A 20174-nucleotide genomic window follows, 5' to 3' on the forward strand; every position below is an offset into this window, starting at 1 on the left:
TAAATCTTTCCAATAACCACAAACAATTTGCTTATAATAATGCTTAAACGTTTTGTGAGCGCCCAAATGAAAGCCAATCATAATGGTAATGATTTCAGAATCCGACATTACCGATTTTCTGTTTCTTCTCTTTTTGTGATCTCCGAGTGTTTGAAGTTTCATTTGCTTGATTTGGGAGTCAAATTCTTTACAAAAATCGTCAACTTGTACAAAAATATTTGTAATTTGGTCTTTCAAAATCATAAGCAATAGTTCGTTTAAATATTTGAATGTCAGAAACTTAAATATACGAATTATTGCTTTTTATTGCAAATTTTTATTCTGTTTCTTATCCCGAGCTCAGGTTAAATTAATAATCTCATGGACGAAACTCAAATAAGAAAAATCCTTGTTGGAAAGTACTAAAACCGATCTAGGAAAAGTTAAAGATCAACTCGAGATAATAGAAACAGAACAGGAGGTAGTTCAAGAACTGTAAAAAATGTGGCCCTTTTCAAATGGCCTCGAGATTAATCCGTAAATTAACGTTTTAAACAATAATAATGGCTAAAGAAAATAAGCAATCGCCACTACAGGCAAAGATGCCAACCCAGGGCTGGAGGCAATTCCTTACAGCTAGAACCAGAATGCTTGCGGCCTACGACATCGCTAAAGACCAAGAGAGTAATAGACAGGTAAAGACTAGGCATGGCCTAGTTTCCGAATCCCAATTCAGAAAGTGGCTTAGCGAATTCCTTCCCAAGCGATACGGCGTCACCTCGGGGTTCATCATTTCTCCCGGGATATCGAATTCTGAACAGATGGTACATTACGACGTAATCATATACGATCAACTGCTACTGCCATTCCCGGAACAACGACAGGTGCAGTTACACCAGTAGCTATGGCTGCGACACCCACTTCGATAGCAGCACCAGCAGCAGCTCCTATAGCATCAGCACCTATAACAGCAGCAATATTTAGCAAAGCTTTTAAGAATCCCCCAATTTTTGATGCTCATCCTGACGGAAAATAGATTGTACGCCAATAAAATAATCATTTGGAAATAATTGTCGTTTTTTAAGACCAAATAGGATTTTTAAAGATATTGAACCCTACATATCTTCATTATTAGTAAATATTAATATTGTTATTTTGTTTTATATTTTGTTATATATTTTCCAGAAAGTAATAGTATAAATATTCCCCAACTTTCCGTACAAACTTTCAATCGTTCTACCCACCCGGAAACTATTTCCATATTAATTGCTAATCGATAGTCTTCTTCATCGCCTTTAGGTTCAGGGAAGATATAATCCCTGATACTGAACATCGCTTTAAAATACTCTTGCTCTTCTTCACTATCTATGTAAGTATCTTCATCAAATGGGAACATATTTGTCCAATCGAATAAAGAATCTAATACCGTTTGAAAAGATTGCTGTAGCTCTAAACCAACCTTATTCAAATGTTGTTGCAGAGTATTTTTATCAGATTCTGAAAGTTCAATTTCATCAAATAACCTCAAGTCATAGAAATGGTCAACCAAGAAAAGTAGTTTTCCATATGCTTCGCCTGCTTTATTAATTTTATTAAATTCAGGATATAATTGCGCCCAACTATCTACATTTAGTTTTGTACGAATATCTTCTTCTACAGTTTTTGTAATTGCATTAATAACAGATAATTCTTCAAATGTTTTATCTTTTAGCATATAAAGTCTTACCTCATTCCAATGATTGTTTAGGGTTTTATTCTGAACTGTTTGAATGAAATAAAAGTTTGAAAAACCTATTTGTAACATCAAATACTTTAGGCTTGTGTATTCCGGATTATCAATGGCTTTATTAAGAATATTATAAGCTTCTTTAAATCCCATTAATGACCAAAACGGACTTTGACCATCAATTATTACGATTGGCTTATCGGCTGTAGTTTTATTATTGACATATTTTATTGTAAAGTAATTAGCTTTAGAGGCTTGTTTAAACTCCTTTATTATTCTATTTTCAAAATCAGACTTTAATTTTAGTACTCGATTGAATGAACGTTCTCCTTTATTGTTGTCGTTCAAAAAATCTTTCCAAATGACAGCTGCAGTAAGTAATGAATTTACTTCCACTTTAGAATCATGTTTAGTATTAATGTTTCCTAAAACATTTTTATATTGAGTATTATATTCAGCAAGTTTATCTATTGCATCATAAAGATTAGTTTGCGATAATCGCTCAATATTTTCATCGTAAATATGCCCTTCTTCAGTTTTTAATTGAATTTTTGAGTAAAGTGTTTTTGCGGATTGTTGAAGAAAAATTTCTACGCTTCCTTTGAAATCAGAAAGACTCTTAAAATAACGCTCGTATTTTGACTGTAACTTTTTGTTTAGTTGCTCTCTTTGATTGTCGGATGTCGAATCTTTCTTTTTCCCGCCATATATTCCTAAAGAATCAGTTATCAATTTTGGTTCTTTAACGTTTTCAGACATTTTAAAAAAGGCATTATGCATAACAGGAACTACAGGTGTATATGTTTTACTGCCTGCAAAGAGTTTTGCAAATGAACTATTAAACTCGTTTATCTTTTGTTTAATTAGATTTTCCCATTGATTGAGTTGAACTAAATATTCTTTCCAATCGGCTGGTCTATCTTCATAATCGTAAAGGTTGGTCATAGAAGCGTTAATATTTACCCATTCTTCCAAAGGCATATTTTCAATTGGCATTGTTTTATGGGTTGAATCATAATCGACTGCTAAGGTTTGCAGACGATGACCATATCCTTGAGAATTGAATTTCTTCTTCTCTGGCAAAGCTGTTCTTATAATGTCTAAAATATTAATAACAAAATCATTGCTTGACCTTAATTCTGTATTTTTTAGAATATCAATAATGAAATGAATAGTTATTTCTTCTCCATTAAAATCGAAATGTACAATATCAAATTCTTCCTTTATTTTCTTTACAAAATGTTCTACATACTTCTTTCTAATAGTATCCAATTCAGTCGAATAAGAATACATACCTAACATTAATTTAGATAAGCTTTTACTGTCCATTATTTTAAAAGCTTTTTCAAACTTTTCTTCTTCATAAATTTCTACAGTTTGTTTATCATTTGGAATATTTTTTAGCCAAAACAAAGACTCTCCGAAAGATTTCCATTCAAGTATTGTAGAAGGTAGTTTACTTGGAAAAGTAAGTTTATTTAATACTTCCGTTGCTAAATTGAAAATGGTTTCTTTCGGAGTTAAATTTTCATTTATTTGGTCTATCTTTTTTCTATGTTCATCATCTACATTAAACACATCAAGCAATCCATTCTTATCATAGTCAACACCGAACTTAAAGTCAACGAAGAAATACCAAGCTCCACCATAAAGTGCTCTGCATTCATCCAAAACTTTTTGATTATTATGCACATATTGTTTTGTGCCAAGCCATATAAGAGCTTTTACAGATGATGCGTATGTAGTCCAGTTTTCTACAAAAATATCTTCATTTAATTTTTGAATGAATTTGTCTGATTTTAAAATATCAAGATTGAATAGCTGTAATAGAAAAAGATACAAATCTTCTTCGGCTAATAATGCTATTGCTTTGTAAGCGTAGTCTTCTTTATGATTAATAAATTCATCAAATAAGATTTCCGTCAACTTTTGCGAGCGTACTATATGCAACCCTTGAATGTATTTTCGGTCAGAAGATTTTTTAATCAGATATTCATTTTCTAATTTTTCAATTATAAATTGATAGTCAATATTTGAACTCAATTTTGAAACATCAATCTTCGAACCTAAAGAATCGGCAAGACTTACAATTTTTAAGAACTCAATTTGTTGACTGGCATTTTGATTATTTTCCCGATGTATTTGTAAAATCTGTTGCTTTAATTTATTGAATAAGGAATCTCCTTGTGTAATGGAATAAACAAATTCTAATAATGGAGAATCATCACCTAACTGAATCCAAGCTTGCTCAAAATCGGTAAAATGGTTTATTTGGTTTCTTTCATTTAGTTTTAAGTAAATGATTTCTGCTTCTTCTTTGGTAAGTGACAAGTCTATTTCTTTGTATTCAAACTCAATACCTATGGCAGAAGCTCTGTACCAATCTTCATTCCTTACTGCAACAAGAAACTTGATATGCTTTAGATGTGAAGATTCTTTAATTATTTTAACCCATTCAGTAGTATTGGGTGTAACGTTTATAACAAAAACTGTGGGGATATCTAACTTTCTGCTTATAGATGCAATCGCTTGAATTGACTGTTGAGTAATTATAGGGTCTTCCTGAATATTAAGTTCAAAAGAAAGCCAATGATTGATATATTTATGCACATAACTATATAACAAAACTGTTTTCCCTTGCCCAGATGCACCTTTAATCATTACAGCATTATTTGCCTGTAGCTCTTCGTTAATTTTCTCTAAATGCTTTTCTCTATTAACATCAAGACCCAATAAAATATGTTCATACCTTGTTAATGTCGCATTGTAGAATTCTTTCTCTAACTGCTGACGATTTACATCGTCCGTTGAAATTTTATGTAATGGTTTTAGAACCAAGCCATATTGATTGTGAATAGCAATCCTCTCACTTAGATATTTAGCAAAGTACTGAACTTTGTTATAGAAATCTTTTTTTGTAATTGGCTGTTGTTTTTCTGCAATAAACTGTAGCCAATACAATAAATATCCGATGGTTGGTATAGGGTCAATCTCTGTAAAGTTATCCTTCATTAATTGCTCAACTTCGTCTGCAATTAACTCTTCGTTAATTTCTGAAAATTGTGTTTTGTTCTTAACTATTTTCCAATCATCTGAAGTTATTTTATACTTCTTTAAATTAGATTTTTCTTTTTCACTAATGCTATTCTTATGTCCATTCCAATTTTTAAGGTCTTCACTTATTTTTCCATAAGACACAAGTATGGGGGTTGCGTCACAGTAGTTATCCAAGAATCTTTTAATGAATGAAGTTTTACTGTCTGAAAGAATGTCAGACAACGTGATAGGCTTTCCTAAATTTTTTAGCTGTATTGCATATAGAAGTTGACCATTCTTGTCTAACACATCCAAATCCTCTTCTCCTTCTAATCTGTATATAAAATCATCTGACAAGGTGGATAAGATATAATGTAATGAATACAGGAATTGAGTTCTATAACCCTTTAATGCTGAAATGGCTGACATAAGTGTTTTGATCTAATTTAAATGATAAATTTCAAAAATACTAACTAAGTAACTATTAATATTACGGATTACCGTAAAATTAAATAATCTAATGCAAAGTTATTTTATTTGAAATTGAAGAGATTACTAGTTTTTTACTAGAAATATGATTTATTATTCTTGTTTTTATCTAGTAATATTAGACTTTTAAGTAATTCCTTATGATTTAATCTGATTTTTTCTTTTATCTCTTTACTGAGAGAGGTTTTAAAAGTAAGTGGCATTGAAAGTTATTAGTAATGCTAATATACATAAATATATCTTTAAGGAGCTTTAATGACAGCATATGATAAAATCATAACTATTCATTCTCTGAGCTAGTCAATGTTTCTTAACCATTGATCTATTATAAATATAATAAACAGTATAACAAAATGCTTAAAGAATAATTTGATACTTTAAGCATTTTGTTATTCAGTATTCTCGTTAAAGCATTTCCATTAATTTTACATTTTTTGATCAAAATTTTTACCATCAAGCATATTTTTATAACGAAAAAGATTTAATTTTTCCCGTTTCTTTTTAATTTTTATATTGTTAATTCCCAGTTTTACGAGCTTGCTTAATATATGATTAATTTCGCTTTCTGAGACTTTTAAAACTACCTTTATCATCATATATGAATTACTTAAAAGTCTTATATTATAGATTATCCTTTGCTGCTAGATACCGCTTTTATAAAAGAAAGCCACCAACCATACACTGTCCATCCAAAGAATACATTAACTAATAAAACGATTAGAAATTTAAACTTCAGTACAGGAAGACGAAGTAAAGCTATCATCGAAGGAATGAAATATATGAACAAAATTATTTTTAGAAATAATGCTCCTCCTTCTTCTTGTTGTGTAGTTACGGTCAAAATTTGTATCATGCTTATTTATTAGAAAGCGTGGAACTAATATCAATCCGTACATAGGTGCCGCGAAGTACCCGATAACCAGAAAGACTTAGCCCACGCCGTATAAGCATGGGCGTAAGTCTATCATTTTTGGTTATCATTTTAAAGTTCGCGGCTTTATGTACCAAAACGATAGCTTACGCTTGACGTTATTTTAATTTATAAACAAATATATAAAATCAAAATTAAAAGTTATCTAATAAAAATAACCGTCGTTTATTCTTAAAGAATAAAAAATGTATTGTAAATAAAGCATCTTTAGGGCTGCTTTTTATTATAATTATACAGTTCGCAAACGGAAAGTTAAATTAATACGTTCTTCCATTGGAATACTAGACTTAGCAATTCTGTGTTCCCAGTGCTCTTGTAAATCACCTTTCATAATTAATAATGATCCATGAGGAAGAGGAAGACTATATTTGCTCTGATGATGATCTACTTTTCTAAAGTCAAAATTTCTTGTTTGTCCCAGGCTTATTGAAGCAATAATCGGTCGTTTCCCATATTTGCTTTCTTTATCCCGATGCCAGGCAACGGAATCATTGTGGTCTCTGTAGAGATTCAACAAAACACCATTGAATTGATAACCAAATTCTTTTTCAACTCTTTCTTTTAGAAATATGAGTTCGGGTGTCCATAGATTAGTATCTGATGTCTTGTCTGCAGATTCGAAAGTTTTCTTATCGCTGTACCATGCAGTGAGTCGAGGAGTCAATACAGTTTTATCATACATTTTCTGGGTACGTTGCTTCCATGGAACTGTAGATAGCAAATGCTTTTTTAGTTGGTCGGCTTCTTTTGGAGCTAGAAAATGTTCTCTATATTCCAAAAGGTTTTTTGGAAACTCATAAAGGTCTTCTGAATTAAATAAACTGAGTTGGCTCACTGTAGTATTTACTTTAAAATATTTAATACTTAATATCTCGTTTAGATGGGATTTTATGGTAGTTTTTAATTTTTGTTCAAATAGGAAAACTTATTTTCAAAAAGATTCATACTGATAATTTTATGGTGAACGATATCATAAATAAGTTCTACCGAAAAATTTGAAACTTCGTACAAAATATATTTTGATTGGGAAGTGGTTCTTTCGCTGATTAAACGTCCGTGAGCAAGAGTGAAATCATACTGCGCCTGACGGTCTGGTAAGTTCTGAAAATCGTAGTAAGAGATGATCATTAAATAATGTAAGTTTTTTTCTAATTGTTTTTTGAAATCTTTTCATCAAGACCTTGAATATCTTTTCTGATTTCCAGAAACATTTCTTTTAAATTATAATTTTCAAAGTTATCAGGTTCAAAATCTTCGGGAAAAATTCCTGATGCGTATTGCCAGACTTCTACAACTTCTCCCAGAGGAATATCATAAGATTTATAAAAAGAGTTGTCAGCGGCAACAGTTATTGATTTCTTATTTCTGGAAATAAATCTTTTATAAGAAATACCATCGTTCAAAGTCACAAAAACATAACTTTTATTCAGTTTTAGATCATCAATATTTTCAATATATTTTCCGATAATATAAGAACCATCTTTAAATGGTGGCATAGAATCTCCTTGGGCAGGAAAAGCTCTAAACTTTCCACCAGTCAGAAATGGAAGCGTAATTCTTTGTAAATTTTCAATATATTCTGGGTCACTATACCCCGATAGATAGCCCATAGATGCTTTTTGAGGCACAATTTCAATGCTGTTATTGCCTAATTGATCTACTACCACTGGCAAAACAATCCTATTATCCGGAAGTTTTAAGATATCTTCTAGCGGATATTTTCTGATATCCACAGTAAGAAGCAGATCAATACTCAAATTGAAATATTTTGAAATTCTGATAAGCAGCTCATAGGGAGGTTCAGAACGTCCATCCTCATATTTCGAATAACGCACTCTGCTCATTAAAATTTTATCAGCAAGTTCATGTTGTGATAATTTTTTTTGAGTCCTTAAAAACCTGATGTTTTCTGAAAAAATTGACATTGATACAAATTGTATCTGCAAATATACAAAAAATGATACAAATAGTATCTAGCTTTGTGACATGAATCGTGCGATTGTACATATGGATCTGGATACATTTTTTGTATCCTGCGAGAGACGTAATAATACCCAACTTGACGGAATTCCCTTAATTATTGGAGGTGGAGACCGTGGGGTGGTTGCATCGTGTTCTTATGAAGCACGTAAGTTCGGAGTACGCTCAGCCATGCCAATTCGAATGGCACTCAGATTATGCCCAGACGCTAAAGTCATTCGGGGAGATCATGAATTGTATTCTAATTTATCTCATACTGTTACTGAAATTATTCAAGAAAAAGTTCCTGTGATGGAAAAAGCGAGCATAGATGAATTTTACTTGGATCTTTCCGGAATGGATCAATTTTTCGGTTGCTATCAATGGACTCAGGAAATTGCAGCAGCAGTAAAAAAAGAAGCTGGACTTCCAATAAGTTTTGCCTTATCTACCAACAAAACCGTCTCAAAAATCGGAACCGGGGAATCAAAACCTGTGGGAAGTCTGGAAATTAAGGAAATGGAAGTGCAGTCATTTTTAAATCCTTTATCCATTAAGAAGATTCCGATGGTTGGCGATAAGACCTTTCAACTGTTGTCAAGGATTGGGATCCGTACTATTCATACTTTGGCTGAAATGCCGGTACTCGTGCTTCAGCAGATGATTGGAGTAAATGGGAAAGAATTATGGAAAAAAGCCAATGGTATTGATGAAAACCCTGTTGTTCCATATTCGGAAAGAAAGTCGATTTCAACGGAAAGAACATTTACAAATGATACGATGGATATTATCGAGCTCAAAAGGCTTATATCGGGAATGGCAGAAAAGTTGGCTTATCAATTAAGACAGGAAAAATGGCTGACTTCAACCGTGGTCGTAAAGATTCGTTATGCCAATTTCGATACAGAAACCAAACAGTATAAAGTAGCTTACACTTCCGCTGATCATACGCTTTCGAGAGTAGCACTGGAACTTTTTAATCAGGTTTATACAAGAAGAATGAGACTGAGATTAGTTGGATTACGATTTACCGGGCTGGTGCATGGTAATCATCAAATGAATCTATTTGAAGATACAGAAGAGCAGATGAGCTTGTATCAGACAATGGATTACTTAAAGAACCGGTTTGGTGCTGATGCAGTCGGTAGGGCATCCGGTTTTGATTTTGGAAAATAACGTATAAAACCTTCTATTATGTTTCTGAATTGTCATTCTTTTCATAGCCTTCGTTACGGCACTTTATCTGTAGAAGAGTTGGTACGGCAGGCACATTCTTTAGGTATTAAGGAATTAGTATTGACAGATATCAATACCATTACTGCGATTTATGATTTCAAGAAGGAATGTGAAAAAGTAGGAATTAAACCTATTGCCGGAATTGAAATCAGAAAAGAAAACAGACTGCTTTACGTTGCTATTGCAAAAGAGTTCTCCGGAATTGGTGAAGTCAATATAGTGTTGACAGATTACAATTGTAATGGTGAGGAACTTTCTGAGGTTGCCCCTATATTTAAAAACGTGTTTGTAGTATATCCGATTGATAACATTCCTTCAAAGTTGAAAGACAATGAGTTTATTGGAATTCTGGAAGAAGAACTGAATCTTTTGATCCGTCCTGAATTTAAAATGCTGATTCCGAAAATGATGGTTTTTCATCCTGTTACTTTCAGTACTAAAAAAGAATATAATCTTCATAGGATCTTAAGGGCTATTGACAACAATACCTTGCTATCGAAACTTTCTGAACAAGATGTTTGCAGGAAATCAGAGTATTTTAAATCTAGAGATTCGATTATCAAGGCTTTTCAAAGGTATCCTGAAATCATAAAGAATACCGAAAAATTGTTGGAAACCTGTAGTTTTGAATTTGATTTTGAAAAAGTTAAGAATAAGCAATACTATACTAAGTCCAAAGAATCTGATGTTAAGCTTTTGAGAAGGTTGGCATATTTGGGATTGGAGAAACGTTATGGAAAGGACAATGAAACCGCAAAAATAAGGGTAGAGAAAGAACTAAAAGTAATTGACGAACTTAACTTCTGTTCTTATTTTCTGATCACGTGGGATATTGTACGATACAGCAACAGAATGGGATTCATGCATGTTGGTCGTGGAAGCGGAGCCAACTCCATTGTCAGTTACTGCATAGGAATTACTGATATATGTCCTTTGGAACTTGATCTATATTTTGAAAGATTCCTAAACCTTAACAGAAAAAGCCCTCCGGATTTTGATATTGACTGGAGCTGGCAGAACAGAGATGCGATTCTGGAATATATCTTTAACAGGTACGGAAAAGATCATGTTGCTTTCTGCGGAACCAATGTGGAGTTTAAATACAAATCAAGATTTAGAGAAGTAGGGAAAGTTTTTGGGCTGCCTAAAGATGAGCTAGATGAACTGACTAAAAAAACTATGGAAATTCATGAGACGAATTCGGTTGTTCAAACAATCCATACATACGTTAAGTTAATGGAAAAATTTCCAAATCAACGAAGCATGCACGCTTGCGGAATTTTAATTTCTGATGAGCCTATTACTCAGTATTCCGCACTTGAAATGCCGCCAAAAGGATTTCCGATTGTTCAGTTCGATATGAATGTAGCGGAAGACATTAAATTGGAAAAGTTTGATATCTTGTCCCAAAGAGGACTTGGAACGATAAAGGATACCGTAGATCTTATAAAAAAAACAAGAGGAATTGATGTTGATATTCGAGATACAAGAATTTCCAAAGATGAAGAAAAAGCCAATGAATATTTGGCAATAGGAAGAACAATTGGTTGTTTTTACATTGAATCTCCTGCCATGCGTGGACTTTTAAGAAGATTAAAATGTGACAATTACAGAATTCTCGTTGCGGCTTCCTCTATTATCAGACCGGGTGTAGCACAGAGCGGTATGATGCGTGAATATATCTTCAGGCATAATCATCCAGATCAGTTCGAATATTTTCATTCTGTTTTTGAAGAAAATTTAAAAGAAACGTATGGAATTATGGTGTATCAGGAAGATGTCATCAAAATTGCACAGTATTTCGGCGGGCTTACTCATGCTGATGGCGATATTCTCCGCAGAGCAATGAGTGGAAAAGAGCGATCCATTGAAAAACTGAATGAAGTAAAAGTCAATTTTTTTAATTCCTGTAAAAATCAAGGGCATTCGGAAGCGCTTACTGCTGAAGCTTTTCGCCAGATTGAATCTTTTGCAGGATATTCTTTCTGTAAAGCACACTCAGCTTCTTACGCAGTAGAAAGTTACCAGAGTTTATATCTGAAAGTATATTATCCATTGGAATTCATGGTTTCGGTGATTAATAATCAGGGCGGATTTTACCGTACAGAAGTTTATATTCATGAAGCAAAAATGTCTGGAGGAAATGTTCAGGTTCCCTGTGTCAATTCAAGTGAGTTCCAAACGGCGTTAAAAGGAAAGGACATCTATTTAGGATTAATGCTTCTGGAAGGACTGGAGACTAAGATTGCCCACGAGATTGTTGAAGAGCGGGAAAAGAATGGAAATTATCAATCTTTACAAGACTTTGTCAAACGCATTCAGATTGGTATTGAAACGATCCAGACCTTAATTTTTATCGGCGCATTTCGTTTTACGGGTAAACCTAAAAACGAATTGCTCGTAGAGGCTAGAGTATTATTAGTGAATTTTAAACCAGAGAATCGAGGCTTACTACTAATTGAAGAACCTGTCGAAGAGTTTAAGCTTCCGGAGCTCAAAAGAGAAAATTTTGAGGATGCTTTCGATGAAATTGAATTGCTAGGTTTTCCGGTTTCATGCAGTCCTTTTGATTTGTTGCAGACCAAATGCAGAGGTTCTGTATTTGTAAAAGATTTATTAAAGTTTCATAAACGACAAGTAAAGATGCTAGCTTATCTGATTGCCAGAAAACACGTCCCAACCAGAAAAGGAGAAATGTATTTCGGAACCTGGATCGATGTGAACGGAGATTATTTTGATACAGCTCATTTTCCGGATAGTTTGAAACAATATGATTTTCAGGGAGGTGGATGTTATTTACTTTTGGGAACTGTAGAAGTAGATTATCATTTTCCAACGATTACCATTCATAAGATGGCAAAGATGCCCATGATTCCTGATCCTCGTTATTCCTATGATAAAGAAAAACAATATGATATCCACCAGCAGATTAAAGAAGATGTGAGTATGACCAATAGAAAACCTTATCCAAAAGAAAATGAAATTGGATTACCTAGATACAATTCTATCTTTTAGTAATAACATTTTGTTCAATCATTATATACTTTATATATAAAGTATATACAAAATGTGTAAAGTATTTACTGAGTACTTACTAAGTATTTACTAAAATCCATTCATTTAAATGTTTTTCGGAAAAAATACAAGTTTTTTGTGAAAATTTCATAAGTTTGTGAAAATAAAAAAATCTGTTAGTATTAGGCCACCGACAGATTTTAACTTTTTCGTTTAAACAAGAATATGGAAAAAAGAGATTTCTTTAGTCCCTTATATCTTATTTTATTATAGCAAATATAAAAAATATTGCTGATATAAAAAAATATCTGCATAAAATTCCATCATTAAATTTGCTAGGAATCAAAGTATTGATATAGAGAGATAAATAGCATTCTTTCCATTATTTAAAAAAGAAACAATTTTTAACTTTTTATATTAATATTATGCAAAAAAACATTCACGAACTACATTTACAGCTTGAAACGTATATCAAAGAGAATATATATTCAAGCAGTATGATAGAACGCTTATCAATCGAGTATAATAGGCTTCTCGCATACATGAAACAAAATTCAACTGAAATTTACACACCCGAAGTTGGAAAAGTCTATCTAAAGCACAGAGATACAATAATCAGTAAACGGAAATGTCATCATTATGATGAACGTTATATTACATTGTTAAACGGAATGCTTCAGGAACGTTGGATATTAAGAATTTCCCGAACAAAGTATGATGCGCCATTTCCAGGGCACATAGGTCCTTATTTTACAGAGTTTTTAGAGAAACACGTCATTGAGAAAAAATTAAAAACGGATACAAGAAATAATTATTATCGATGTCTTTACAAATTTTGTGAGCGAATGCACTACGAAAATGTATCATCACTGAAAGATCTTACTGCTGAAAAACTTCTTGATTTTATGTCATCGGTAAGAAATTGCAAAGATCACAGTGCAACAATATTAAGGGCTGCACTAAAAAAACTTTATGATGATGGAATTATTGATCGTCGAACGGCAAAGATTTTAGATCATCTAAAAATAAGAGTTAGAAATAAAATCCAGACATATTATACAGCGGATGAAATTTTACGGCTTGAACAGAATGTAAATAGAACAATATCAAAGGGAAAAAGAGATTATGCTATGATTTTATTGGCAACTAGATTGGGATTTAGATCTTCAGATATTAGATTTCTGAAATTTTCGAATATTGATTGGAAGAACAATATAATTCGTTTAGAACAATTCAAAACAAAAGTCCCTATTGAGCTGCCTTTACTGACTGATATTGGCGAAGCGATAATTGATTATATCAAAAATGGAAGACCTAAAATAAAATCAAAGTATATATTTCTAAGAGAACTTGGTCCATATACAACGATGACAAGTAATGCATTTTATAATAATATCCGTAATTATTTGAAAAAAGCCAATATTGATTATAGTACAAGGAAGCACGGCAGTCATGCACTACGACATAGCTTGGCAACTAACTTATTGAAGAATCGAGTTCCTATATCTATAATTTCAGATACATTGGGGCATACAAACACAGTGGTAACAATGGATTATTTACATATAAGTATAGAAAATTTACTGGAATGCTCCTTAGATGTACCCGTGGTTGATCATAATTTTTACTTACAAGCAAATTTTAAATAATGAAATTATGGATAAAAAGTTTATATACACCAGTAAATTAGCCCCTTATATTCAAGGGTTTTTAAAAGAGAGAGGGCTTAAAGGATATAATTCGTCGACACTTAAATGGATTTTATTAGAGATCGATAAATTTTGTAATGATTACAACATGAAAGACCATTTTATAAGAGAAGAGATTGTAGATAAATGGAAAAAAACAAGAACTAATGATAGTCCCCGATCTTTATATATGAAATACAATGCCTGGATTCAGTTAGGTAATTATATGCGTGATTTAGGTATAGACTGCTATGTGCCAATTCCCTATAGAAAAGGGGCGAAAAATACTTATATCCCATATATTTTTACTCACGAAGAGATTCAAACTATATTTTCACTGTCAAATTCTTTGCGAATCCATTATCAATATGGACAAACAATGATCTTTACTATGCCTGCGATACTTCGATTGCTTTATAGTGCAGGATTAAGAATTGGTGAAGCATTGGCAATTAAAAATAAAGATATTGATTTTGAAAAAAGAACGATAGTAATAAATGATTCAAAAAATAACACACAAAGACTTGCAGCAATAAACGATTCGTTATTACCAGTATTACTACAATACAAAGAATTTAGAGACAAAAATCCAATAGAAAAAATTCTTTTGCCTGAATCACCATTTTTTGTTACACAGAGGGGAAAGAGCTGTCTTGGAGAAAGTGTTAGGCGTTGGTTCTGTGATATTTTAAATACAGCAGGAATATCTTCAAAGTTGGGAGGGAATCCTCCGCGAATTCATGATCTTAGGCATACAGCTGCTGTTCATAGCCTTGCAAAGATGGTTCGTAATAACATAGATGTTTATTGTGCATTACCTATGATTTCGGTGTTTTTAGGTCATAACGATCCCAGGTCAACCAATAATTATGTTCGGCTTACAAACGAAATGTTTCCTGGAATAATACAGCTAGAACATCCGACATCTCTAATTTTTCCAAAAATCCCAAAAAGTGAATAGTTATGACGGATTTTGCTAAATACTTACAAAGTTTTTTCCATAAATATCTTCTTGGAAATTTTGGAGCTTCATCCAATACGATCAGAGCATATAAAAAAAGCTTTAGTTTGTTGGTATCATTTATGACTAAGGTAAAAAATATCCCTCCTCACAAACTTGAACTAAAACATTTAAATAAAGATTCAATATCTGAATTTTTGATGTGGCTTGAGACGGATTGCAATAATTCTATTTCAACAAGAAATAATCGTTACGGAGCCATTTGTTCTTTTTGTAAATATTTACAATATGAAGTACCAGACAGATTAGCTGAGTGGCAAAATATCCGATCAATTAAAAGTAAAAAAGGATTTTCAAAAGTAATGAATTATTTGTCTGTAGAAGGTATAAATTTATTACTTGAACAAGCGTCTATGGAAACTTTGGCTTCTCGTCGGGATTTAGCTATGTTAGCATTGTTATATGATAGCGGAATGCGAGTTCAGGAGCTTGTAGATCTAAGCCCATCATGTGTAAGGTTTGAATATCCTTATCATATAAGAGTAACAGGTAAAGGTAATAAGCAACGAGACATTCCTTTGCTAAAAGAACAAATTAATTTATTGGAACGATATGTCAAAGAGAATCATTTGCTTAGGCCTGAAAAACAATTTAGCCCTTTATTTTTTAATCGAGGAGGAGGAAAGCTTACTCCTGCAGGTATAACTTATATTTTAAAGAAATACGCAAAAAGTGCTAGAATAGTTAATAGCCATCTGATTCCTGAAATTATTAGTCCTCACGTGTTTAGGCATTCTAAAGCAATGCACCTTTTACAAGGTGGAGTGAATATTGTTTACATTCGAGATATTTTAGGACATGTAAGTGTACAAACAACGGAAAGATATGCAAGAGCTGATTCAAAACAAAAACGGGATGCTCTTGAAGCAGCTTACCAAGATGTAATCCCTGAAAAAGGAAAACTTGGTTCTTGGGAAGGAAATGATGATGAGATAGATTTTTTAACTAACTTGGGGATTTAATATTATTATGAGCGAAGATAAATATCTCTGAAAATATATTAAATTTATTTTCAATTCTCAAACTTAAAAAAGGTAGTCATAAGGTTTTTAAATATTTATCTACGAAAAAATAGAATAAACGAGCCTGCTTTTTTACAATCTTGCTTGTTTTCAAACTATAATAAAGTTAGTCTCGACCCATAAAACAAAATACGGCAACATAAGTTGCTGTATTTTATTTTTAAATATCTCGAACTTCCATTTTTTTTGGAAACTCAGTAAGAGAGCTGGCAATTTTCTTAGGCTCTTCATCAGAAAAATAAATATAAATTTGTCCTAAATTATCTGATTGATATCCCATTGCTATATATCCACCAACTAAAGTCCCTATGGATAATAAATTTGGATATAAAAAACATGTTTAATTTGGTAATAATGCTCCATACTATCTGTTCCATATTTTGTCGGAAAAAAACTTCCAAGTAAAAATTCATTATTTTCGAAATCAAATACATATTCTTTTTCTATAGGAATGAAACCTCCATTATACTTGAGCATATGTTCCTTATAGTCATGTGGTAATGAAGTTACCTATTAAAATTTCTACATTATGAGAATATGTTTGATTAGTTGAATCATATATTTTATTAAATTCTAACATATTATAAATGATATTTTTGAGCATCTTAAAAATGGTCATGCAGGACAAACAATTGAAAGATCATGGCACTATTAATTAAAAGATAATTTCACTATTTTATTCATTTAAAAGAAGGTGAAAAAATTAGTCTAAAACATTTATTTTGTTTGACTATTATACTAAAGATTAAATACTTATTTTTGGTAAAATTAAAACTAAATCATGTTAATAAGAAGTCAAGAATTTAAACCATTAAAAGAAATGAATCAATGGATAAAAATTAATTCTAAAATTATCCATCAAATATTAAATGTGCAGTGGATAGAGCTTGATAAAACTCATTTATTATATTTCATAAGTCTTTAGTTATGAATTTATTTAATGTGCCTAAAGTTGAGTATAATGAAAGAGGTATTGAGACAACTATAACTCTTTATGACGAAATTGATTACAAATATAATCAAGATCAAATTTTTGAGTTTAATGTTACGCTAAATATTTTTCTTACTGCTGCAAACGAATATCATATAACAATATTTTTCATGAGGTTAAATACTGAAGAAATATCTATCCTTGAAAAATTATCGTCTGTACCTCTATTAAATATTTCTTCCCCATACTTTACAAATAACGGATTGAGCCATATTAAAAAAATTGCAGTTGCTCAAAAGTTTGATCTACAATGGGAATGCATAGCTAATCCACTTGACCCGATAAATAATGTTAAACTATAAAGAAATATTTAATGATCTGAAAAGGAAAAGAGAAAAAATTCCTTTTCTAAAGTACTGCAATAGATTTATTAATTGAAAATACTGATATACTAAAACCATTTTAATATGAGAGAATTATTACACCTTCCGCATTTTAGTGAAGCAGGAAGAACTTCTTACCTTGATATGTATTTTTCTATACTAGATAGAGATGATGTAGATATTGATGGAATAAAAGATTTAATTGATTGGGAAATCGGAGAAATACGTTATAGATTTCATTTAGATGGATTACGAAGAGCTGTTATAGGTGAATTATTAGATCAATTAGGCAATATTTCGAACAGTGAATTGCTAAATGCATTTAATAATGACAATAATGAACATTATGAGCAGTTTTATCATCTGTTAAGATATATAAATCAAGAATGGACTCCTGAAATAAAATATAGTCACGAACATTATTAATTATGAAATTAAACTTAATTATTAACAACAATGAAAATTTTGAGATTCAATGGGACTTTCCTTTAATTCCTGAAATAGGGCATAAACTATATTTAATAGATTTTATAGGAGAAGAAGCATTTGAAAAAGGAAATTATAAAGATGATTATTTTGTTGTTACAGACATTATATGGATGAAAACTAAAAGTGATCCGAGCATAAATTTAATGTTAGAAGAACAATAATACAATTGTAATAAACTCTTATTAATTTTTACTTTTTACTTTATTCCTTTTGCTCAGGGAAATTTTATCGAAAGTTATAATGATAAGATCTTATTGTAAAATGTTTCTATTAAGTGTTCTTTATTATAACTTTTGATAAAATTTAACTTTTGATAACGGGAGTTATCAAAAGCTTTCGATAATTCCTGTGAAAGAACTTTGGATCCTTCACTTGAAAACAAGCCCGTTGTAGTACTTTCCAACAACGACGGTTGCGTTGTGTCTCGGAGTAAAGAAGCTAAAGATTTGGGAATTCCGATGGCTGCTCCTGCATTTAAGTATAAAGAGCTGTTCAGGAAATACGATGTAAAAAGTTTTTCAGCAAAATTTGAGCTATATAATTTTAAAAGCCAGCAAGTTATTGGGGTTGCAACCTCTTATGTTGATAAAACAGATTTTGAAGTGTATAGCATAGATGAGTTATTTTTAGATCTAACAAGCTTTAAATATATTAATCTCTATGACTATTGTTTGGAGATCAGAAATGACATTCATAAAAATGTAAATATTCCTGTAAGTATCGGGATTGCTCCCACAAAAACATTATGCAAGGTTGCGAATAGAATTGTAAAAGATTTTCCCGAGAAATTTAACGGAGTGTATAGTATGGATACTCCGGAAAAAATCGAAAAAGCCTTAAAATGGCTTAATATCGGAGATGTTTGGGGAATAGGAAGAAAACTTACCGCAAAAATGAACGACAGCGGAGTTTACAAAGCGTGGGATCTTCTTCAAAAACCCGAAATGTGGGTTCGAAAAGTAATGGGAATTCATGGCGTGAGAATGATCAACGAATTAAAAGGAATCCGTCAGCTTGAACTGGATTCTCCTTCTCCGAAAAAATCAATCGCCGTTACCAGAAGCTTCATGGAAATGCTGACAAAAAAAGAGGAGGTACGAGAACGTGTAGAAACTTTTGGAATGTATTGCTCTGAAAGGCTGAGAAAACAAAATACCTGCTGTAAAATGGTTACGGTTTTCGTTCAGACCAATCGTTTCAGAAAAGATTTGCCGGAATACAGAAATGGAATGACCAAAATTCTTCCGAATCCTACCAATTCTTCCATTATTATCGGCAGGGTTGTTAATGAACTTTTTGAGGCTGTTTTTAAAGAAGGTTTTCATTATAAAAAAGCCGGAGTTATCGTTAATGATTTTGTGCCTGAGGATCAAAGGTTGATTAATCTTTTTGAAGAAGATACTCAAAACCAGCACTTACCGGTCATGAAAGCGATGGATGCGATGAATAAAAAATACGGAAAAGATAAAGTTCGTTTGGGAAGTATGAGCGGAGAAAACACGTTCGGAAGGGCACAATTATCCCCGGAATACGAAGCTTTCTTAAAAAATAATACTTTAACGGAAGCGAATTTCCGTTTTCACTAAGAATTTGGTTTAATCTCGAAGGATGAGTCAAAAAATTCAGAACTTATAACTCATCATTCATAACTCAAGCATCACTTTTTTTCATATTTCCAGTTTCTGCCTTTGCCTTCTGAGATCCATTCCAATGCTTGTTGCATTCTTTTATTTTGTGTGGTCTCTGCTTTAGCTTCTGTGATCCACATGATATATTCTTTCCTGAATGAAGGTGAAGCTTTTTGAAAAATTTCCAATACTTTTTTATTTTCATTTAAAGCTTTTTGAAAGTAATCCGGAATCTCAATTTCGGTTTTAGATGGAGCCGCTTTTTTCATGGTAACGCCCATGTCTGTAAGATCCATTGCTTCTTTGATGGCTTTTTTAAGCTGAGGTTTTGGTGGAAGATCTTCAACTTTAGTAATTTTCCCTAAGCTGAACATTGAGCTTTTTTCAATATCCTGAGTGATCTCATGCATAGTTTTCATTTCCTTTTCAAGCCAAAACCCGAACGTACAATGTTGTTTAAAAGAAGCCATTGCGCACAAATTCTTTCCTTTATAAATGAAATGAGGGAAACTCCATTTCATAGTTTCCTCAGCATCAGGACAGAATTCATGAACCGTTTCACGGATATAATCTAAAATAGGTTTTGCGAAATCCTGAGATTTCTCAATGTATTCATCAATTTTTGGGCTGTGTTTTTCCAT

The 20174-nt window shown here is 32.0% G+C and carries 17 protein-coding genes and 2 pseudogenes; 12 read left to right on the plus strand and 7 right to left on the minus strand.

The window, feature by feature from the left end; all coding sequences use genetic code 11:
* Positions 1–243 (minus strand): annotated as a pseudogene (locus BT156_RS22630) (IS982 family transposase); the annotation flags it as partial.
* A 383-nt stretch (positions 244–626) separates the two neighbouring features.
* Here BT156_RS22630 and BT156_RS22560 point away from each other — a divergent pair.
* Together BT156_RS22560 and BT156_RS22455 are read left to right on the plus strand one after the other, a co-directional pair.
* On the plus strand, positions 627–881 hold the full coding sequence (locus tag BT156_RS22560) for a DUF6602 domain-containing protein (RefSeq protein ID WP_354066846.1): 255 nt from the start codon (positions 627–629) through the stop codon (positions 879–881).
* Between the two features lie 2 nt (positions 882–883).
* Complete coding sequence (locus BT156_RS22455) at positions 884–1015, plus strand: hypothetical protein (protein ID WP_262484295.1); 132 nt, start codon at positions 884–886, stop codon at positions 1013–1015.
* A 114-nt stretch (positions 1016–1129) separates the two neighbouring features.
* On the opposite strand, the gene BT156_RS02710 is transcribed toward BT156_RS22455, so the two are convergent.
* From BT156_RS02710 to BT156_RS02730, 5 genes are all read right to left on the minus strand, one after another.
* A complete protein-coding gene (locus tag BT156_RS02710; protein ID WP_072406998.1) occupies positions 1130–5170 on the minus strand; it encodes a hypothetical protein in 4041 nt (1346 codons plus the stop codon).
* A 688-nt stretch (positions 5171–5858) separates the two neighbouring features.
* Entirely contained in the window at positions 5859–6083 is a 225-nt protein-coding gene (locus BT156_RS22565; RefSeq protein WP_072407000.1) for a superinfection immunity protein, read from the minus strand.
* 307 nt (positions 6084–6390) lie between these two features.
* Positions 6391–6996 (minus strand): alpha-ketoglutarate-dependent dioxygenase AlkB family protein, encoded by a 606-nt coding sequence (locus BT156_RS02720; protein ID WP_072407002.1) that lies wholly within the window; start codon positions 6994–6996, stop codon positions 6391–6393.
* A 65-nt stretch (positions 6997–7061) separates the two neighbouring features.
* Positions 7062–7289 (minus strand): hypothetical protein, encoded by a 228-nt coding sequence (locus BT156_RS02725; protein WP_072407004.1) that lies wholly within the window; start codon positions 7287–7289, stop codon positions 7062–7064.
* A gap of 20 nt (positions 7290–7309) precedes the next feature.
* Positions 7310–8086 (minus strand): XRE family transcriptional regulator, encoded by a 777-nt coding sequence (locus BT156_RS02730; RefSeq protein WP_072407006.1) that lies wholly within the window; start codon positions 8084–8086, stop codon positions 7310–7312.
* Positions 8087–8147: 61 nt separating this feature from the next.
* Here BT156_RS02730 and dinB point away from each other — a divergent pair, with 61 nt between their 5' ends.
* The 10 genes and pseudogenes from dinB to BT156_RS22460 all read left to right on the plus strand — a co-directional run bounded on the left by dinB (position 8148) and on the right by BT156_RS22460 (position 19491).
* Positions 8148–9296 carry a DNA polymerase IV gene (dinB, locus tag BT156_RS02735; RefSeq protein WP_072407008.1) on the plus strand — a complete coding sequence of 383 codons (1149 nt, stop codon included), beginning with the start codon at positions 8148–8150 and terminating at the stop codon, positions 9294–9296.
* An 18-nt stretch (positions 9297–9314) separates the two neighbouring features.
* Positions 9315–12371 carry a DNA polymerase III subunit alpha gene (locus tag BT156_RS02740; RefSeq protein WP_072407010.1) on the plus strand — a complete coding sequence of 1019 codons (3057 nt, stop codon included), beginning with the start codon at positions 9315–9317 and terminating at the stop codon, positions 12369–12371.
* A gap of 425 nt (positions 12372–12796) precedes the next feature.
* Positions 12797–14020, plus strand: a complete 1224-nt coding sequence (locus tag BT156_RS02745; protein ID WP_072407012.1) for a tyrosine-type recombinase/integrase — start codon at positions 12797–12799, stop codon at positions 14018–14020.
* Positions 14021–14027: 7 nt separating this feature from the next.
* Complete coding sequence (locus BT156_RS02750) at positions 14028–15020, plus strand: tyrosine-type recombinase/integrase (RefSeq protein ID WP_072407724.1); 993 nt, start codon at positions 14028–14030, stop codon at positions 15018–15020.
* Between the two features lie 2 nt (positions 15021–15022).
* Complete coding sequence (locus BT156_RS02755) at positions 15023–16042, plus strand: tyrosine-type recombinase/integrase (protein ID WP_072407014.1); 1020 nt, start codon at positions 15023–15025, stop codon at positions 16040–16042.
* A 987-nt stretch (positions 16043–17029) separates the two neighbouring features.
* Positions 17030–17395: a hypothetical protein gene (locus tag BT156_RS02760; RefSeq protein WP_072407016.1), complete on the plus strand. Its 366-nt coding sequence runs from the start codon at positions 17030–17032 to the stop codon at positions 17393–17395.
* Between the two features lie 105 nt (positions 17396–17500).
* Complete coding sequence (locus tag BT156_RS02765) at positions 17501–17842, plus strand: hypothetical protein (protein ID WP_072407018.1); 342 nt, start codon at positions 17501–17503, stop codon at positions 17840–17842.
* Between the two features lie 2 nt (positions 17843–17844).
* Entirely contained in the window at positions 17845–18066 is a 222-nt protein-coding gene (locus BT156_RS02770) for a hypothetical protein (RefSeq protein WP_072407020.1), read from the plus strand.
* Between the two features lie 180 nt (positions 18067–18246).
* Positions 18247–19281: pseudogene (locus tag BT156_RS02775) on the plus strand (Y-family DNA polymerase); the annotation flags it as partial.
* A gap of 57 nt (positions 19282–19338) precedes the next feature.
* Positions 19339–19491 (plus strand): DUF4113 domain-containing protein, encoded by a 153-nt coding sequence (locus BT156_RS22460; protein ID WP_262484298.1) that lies wholly within the window; start codon positions 19339–19341, stop codon positions 19489–19491.
* A gap of 71 nt (positions 19492–19562) precedes the next feature.
* Here the strand turns inward: BT156_RS22460 and BT156_RS02780 are convergent, their stop codons facing one another.
* Positions 19563–20174, minus strand: a complete 612-nt coding sequence (locus BT156_RS02780) for a YdeI/OmpD-associated family protein (RefSeq protein ID WP_072407025.1) — start codon at positions 20172–20174, stop codon at positions 19563–19565.

The sequence above is a fragment of the Chryseobacterium limigenitum genome, from assembly GCF_900114875.1.
Lineage (GTDB): Bacteria > Bacteroidota > Bacteroidia > Flavobacteriales > Weeksellaceae > Chryseobacterium > Chryseobacterium limigenitum.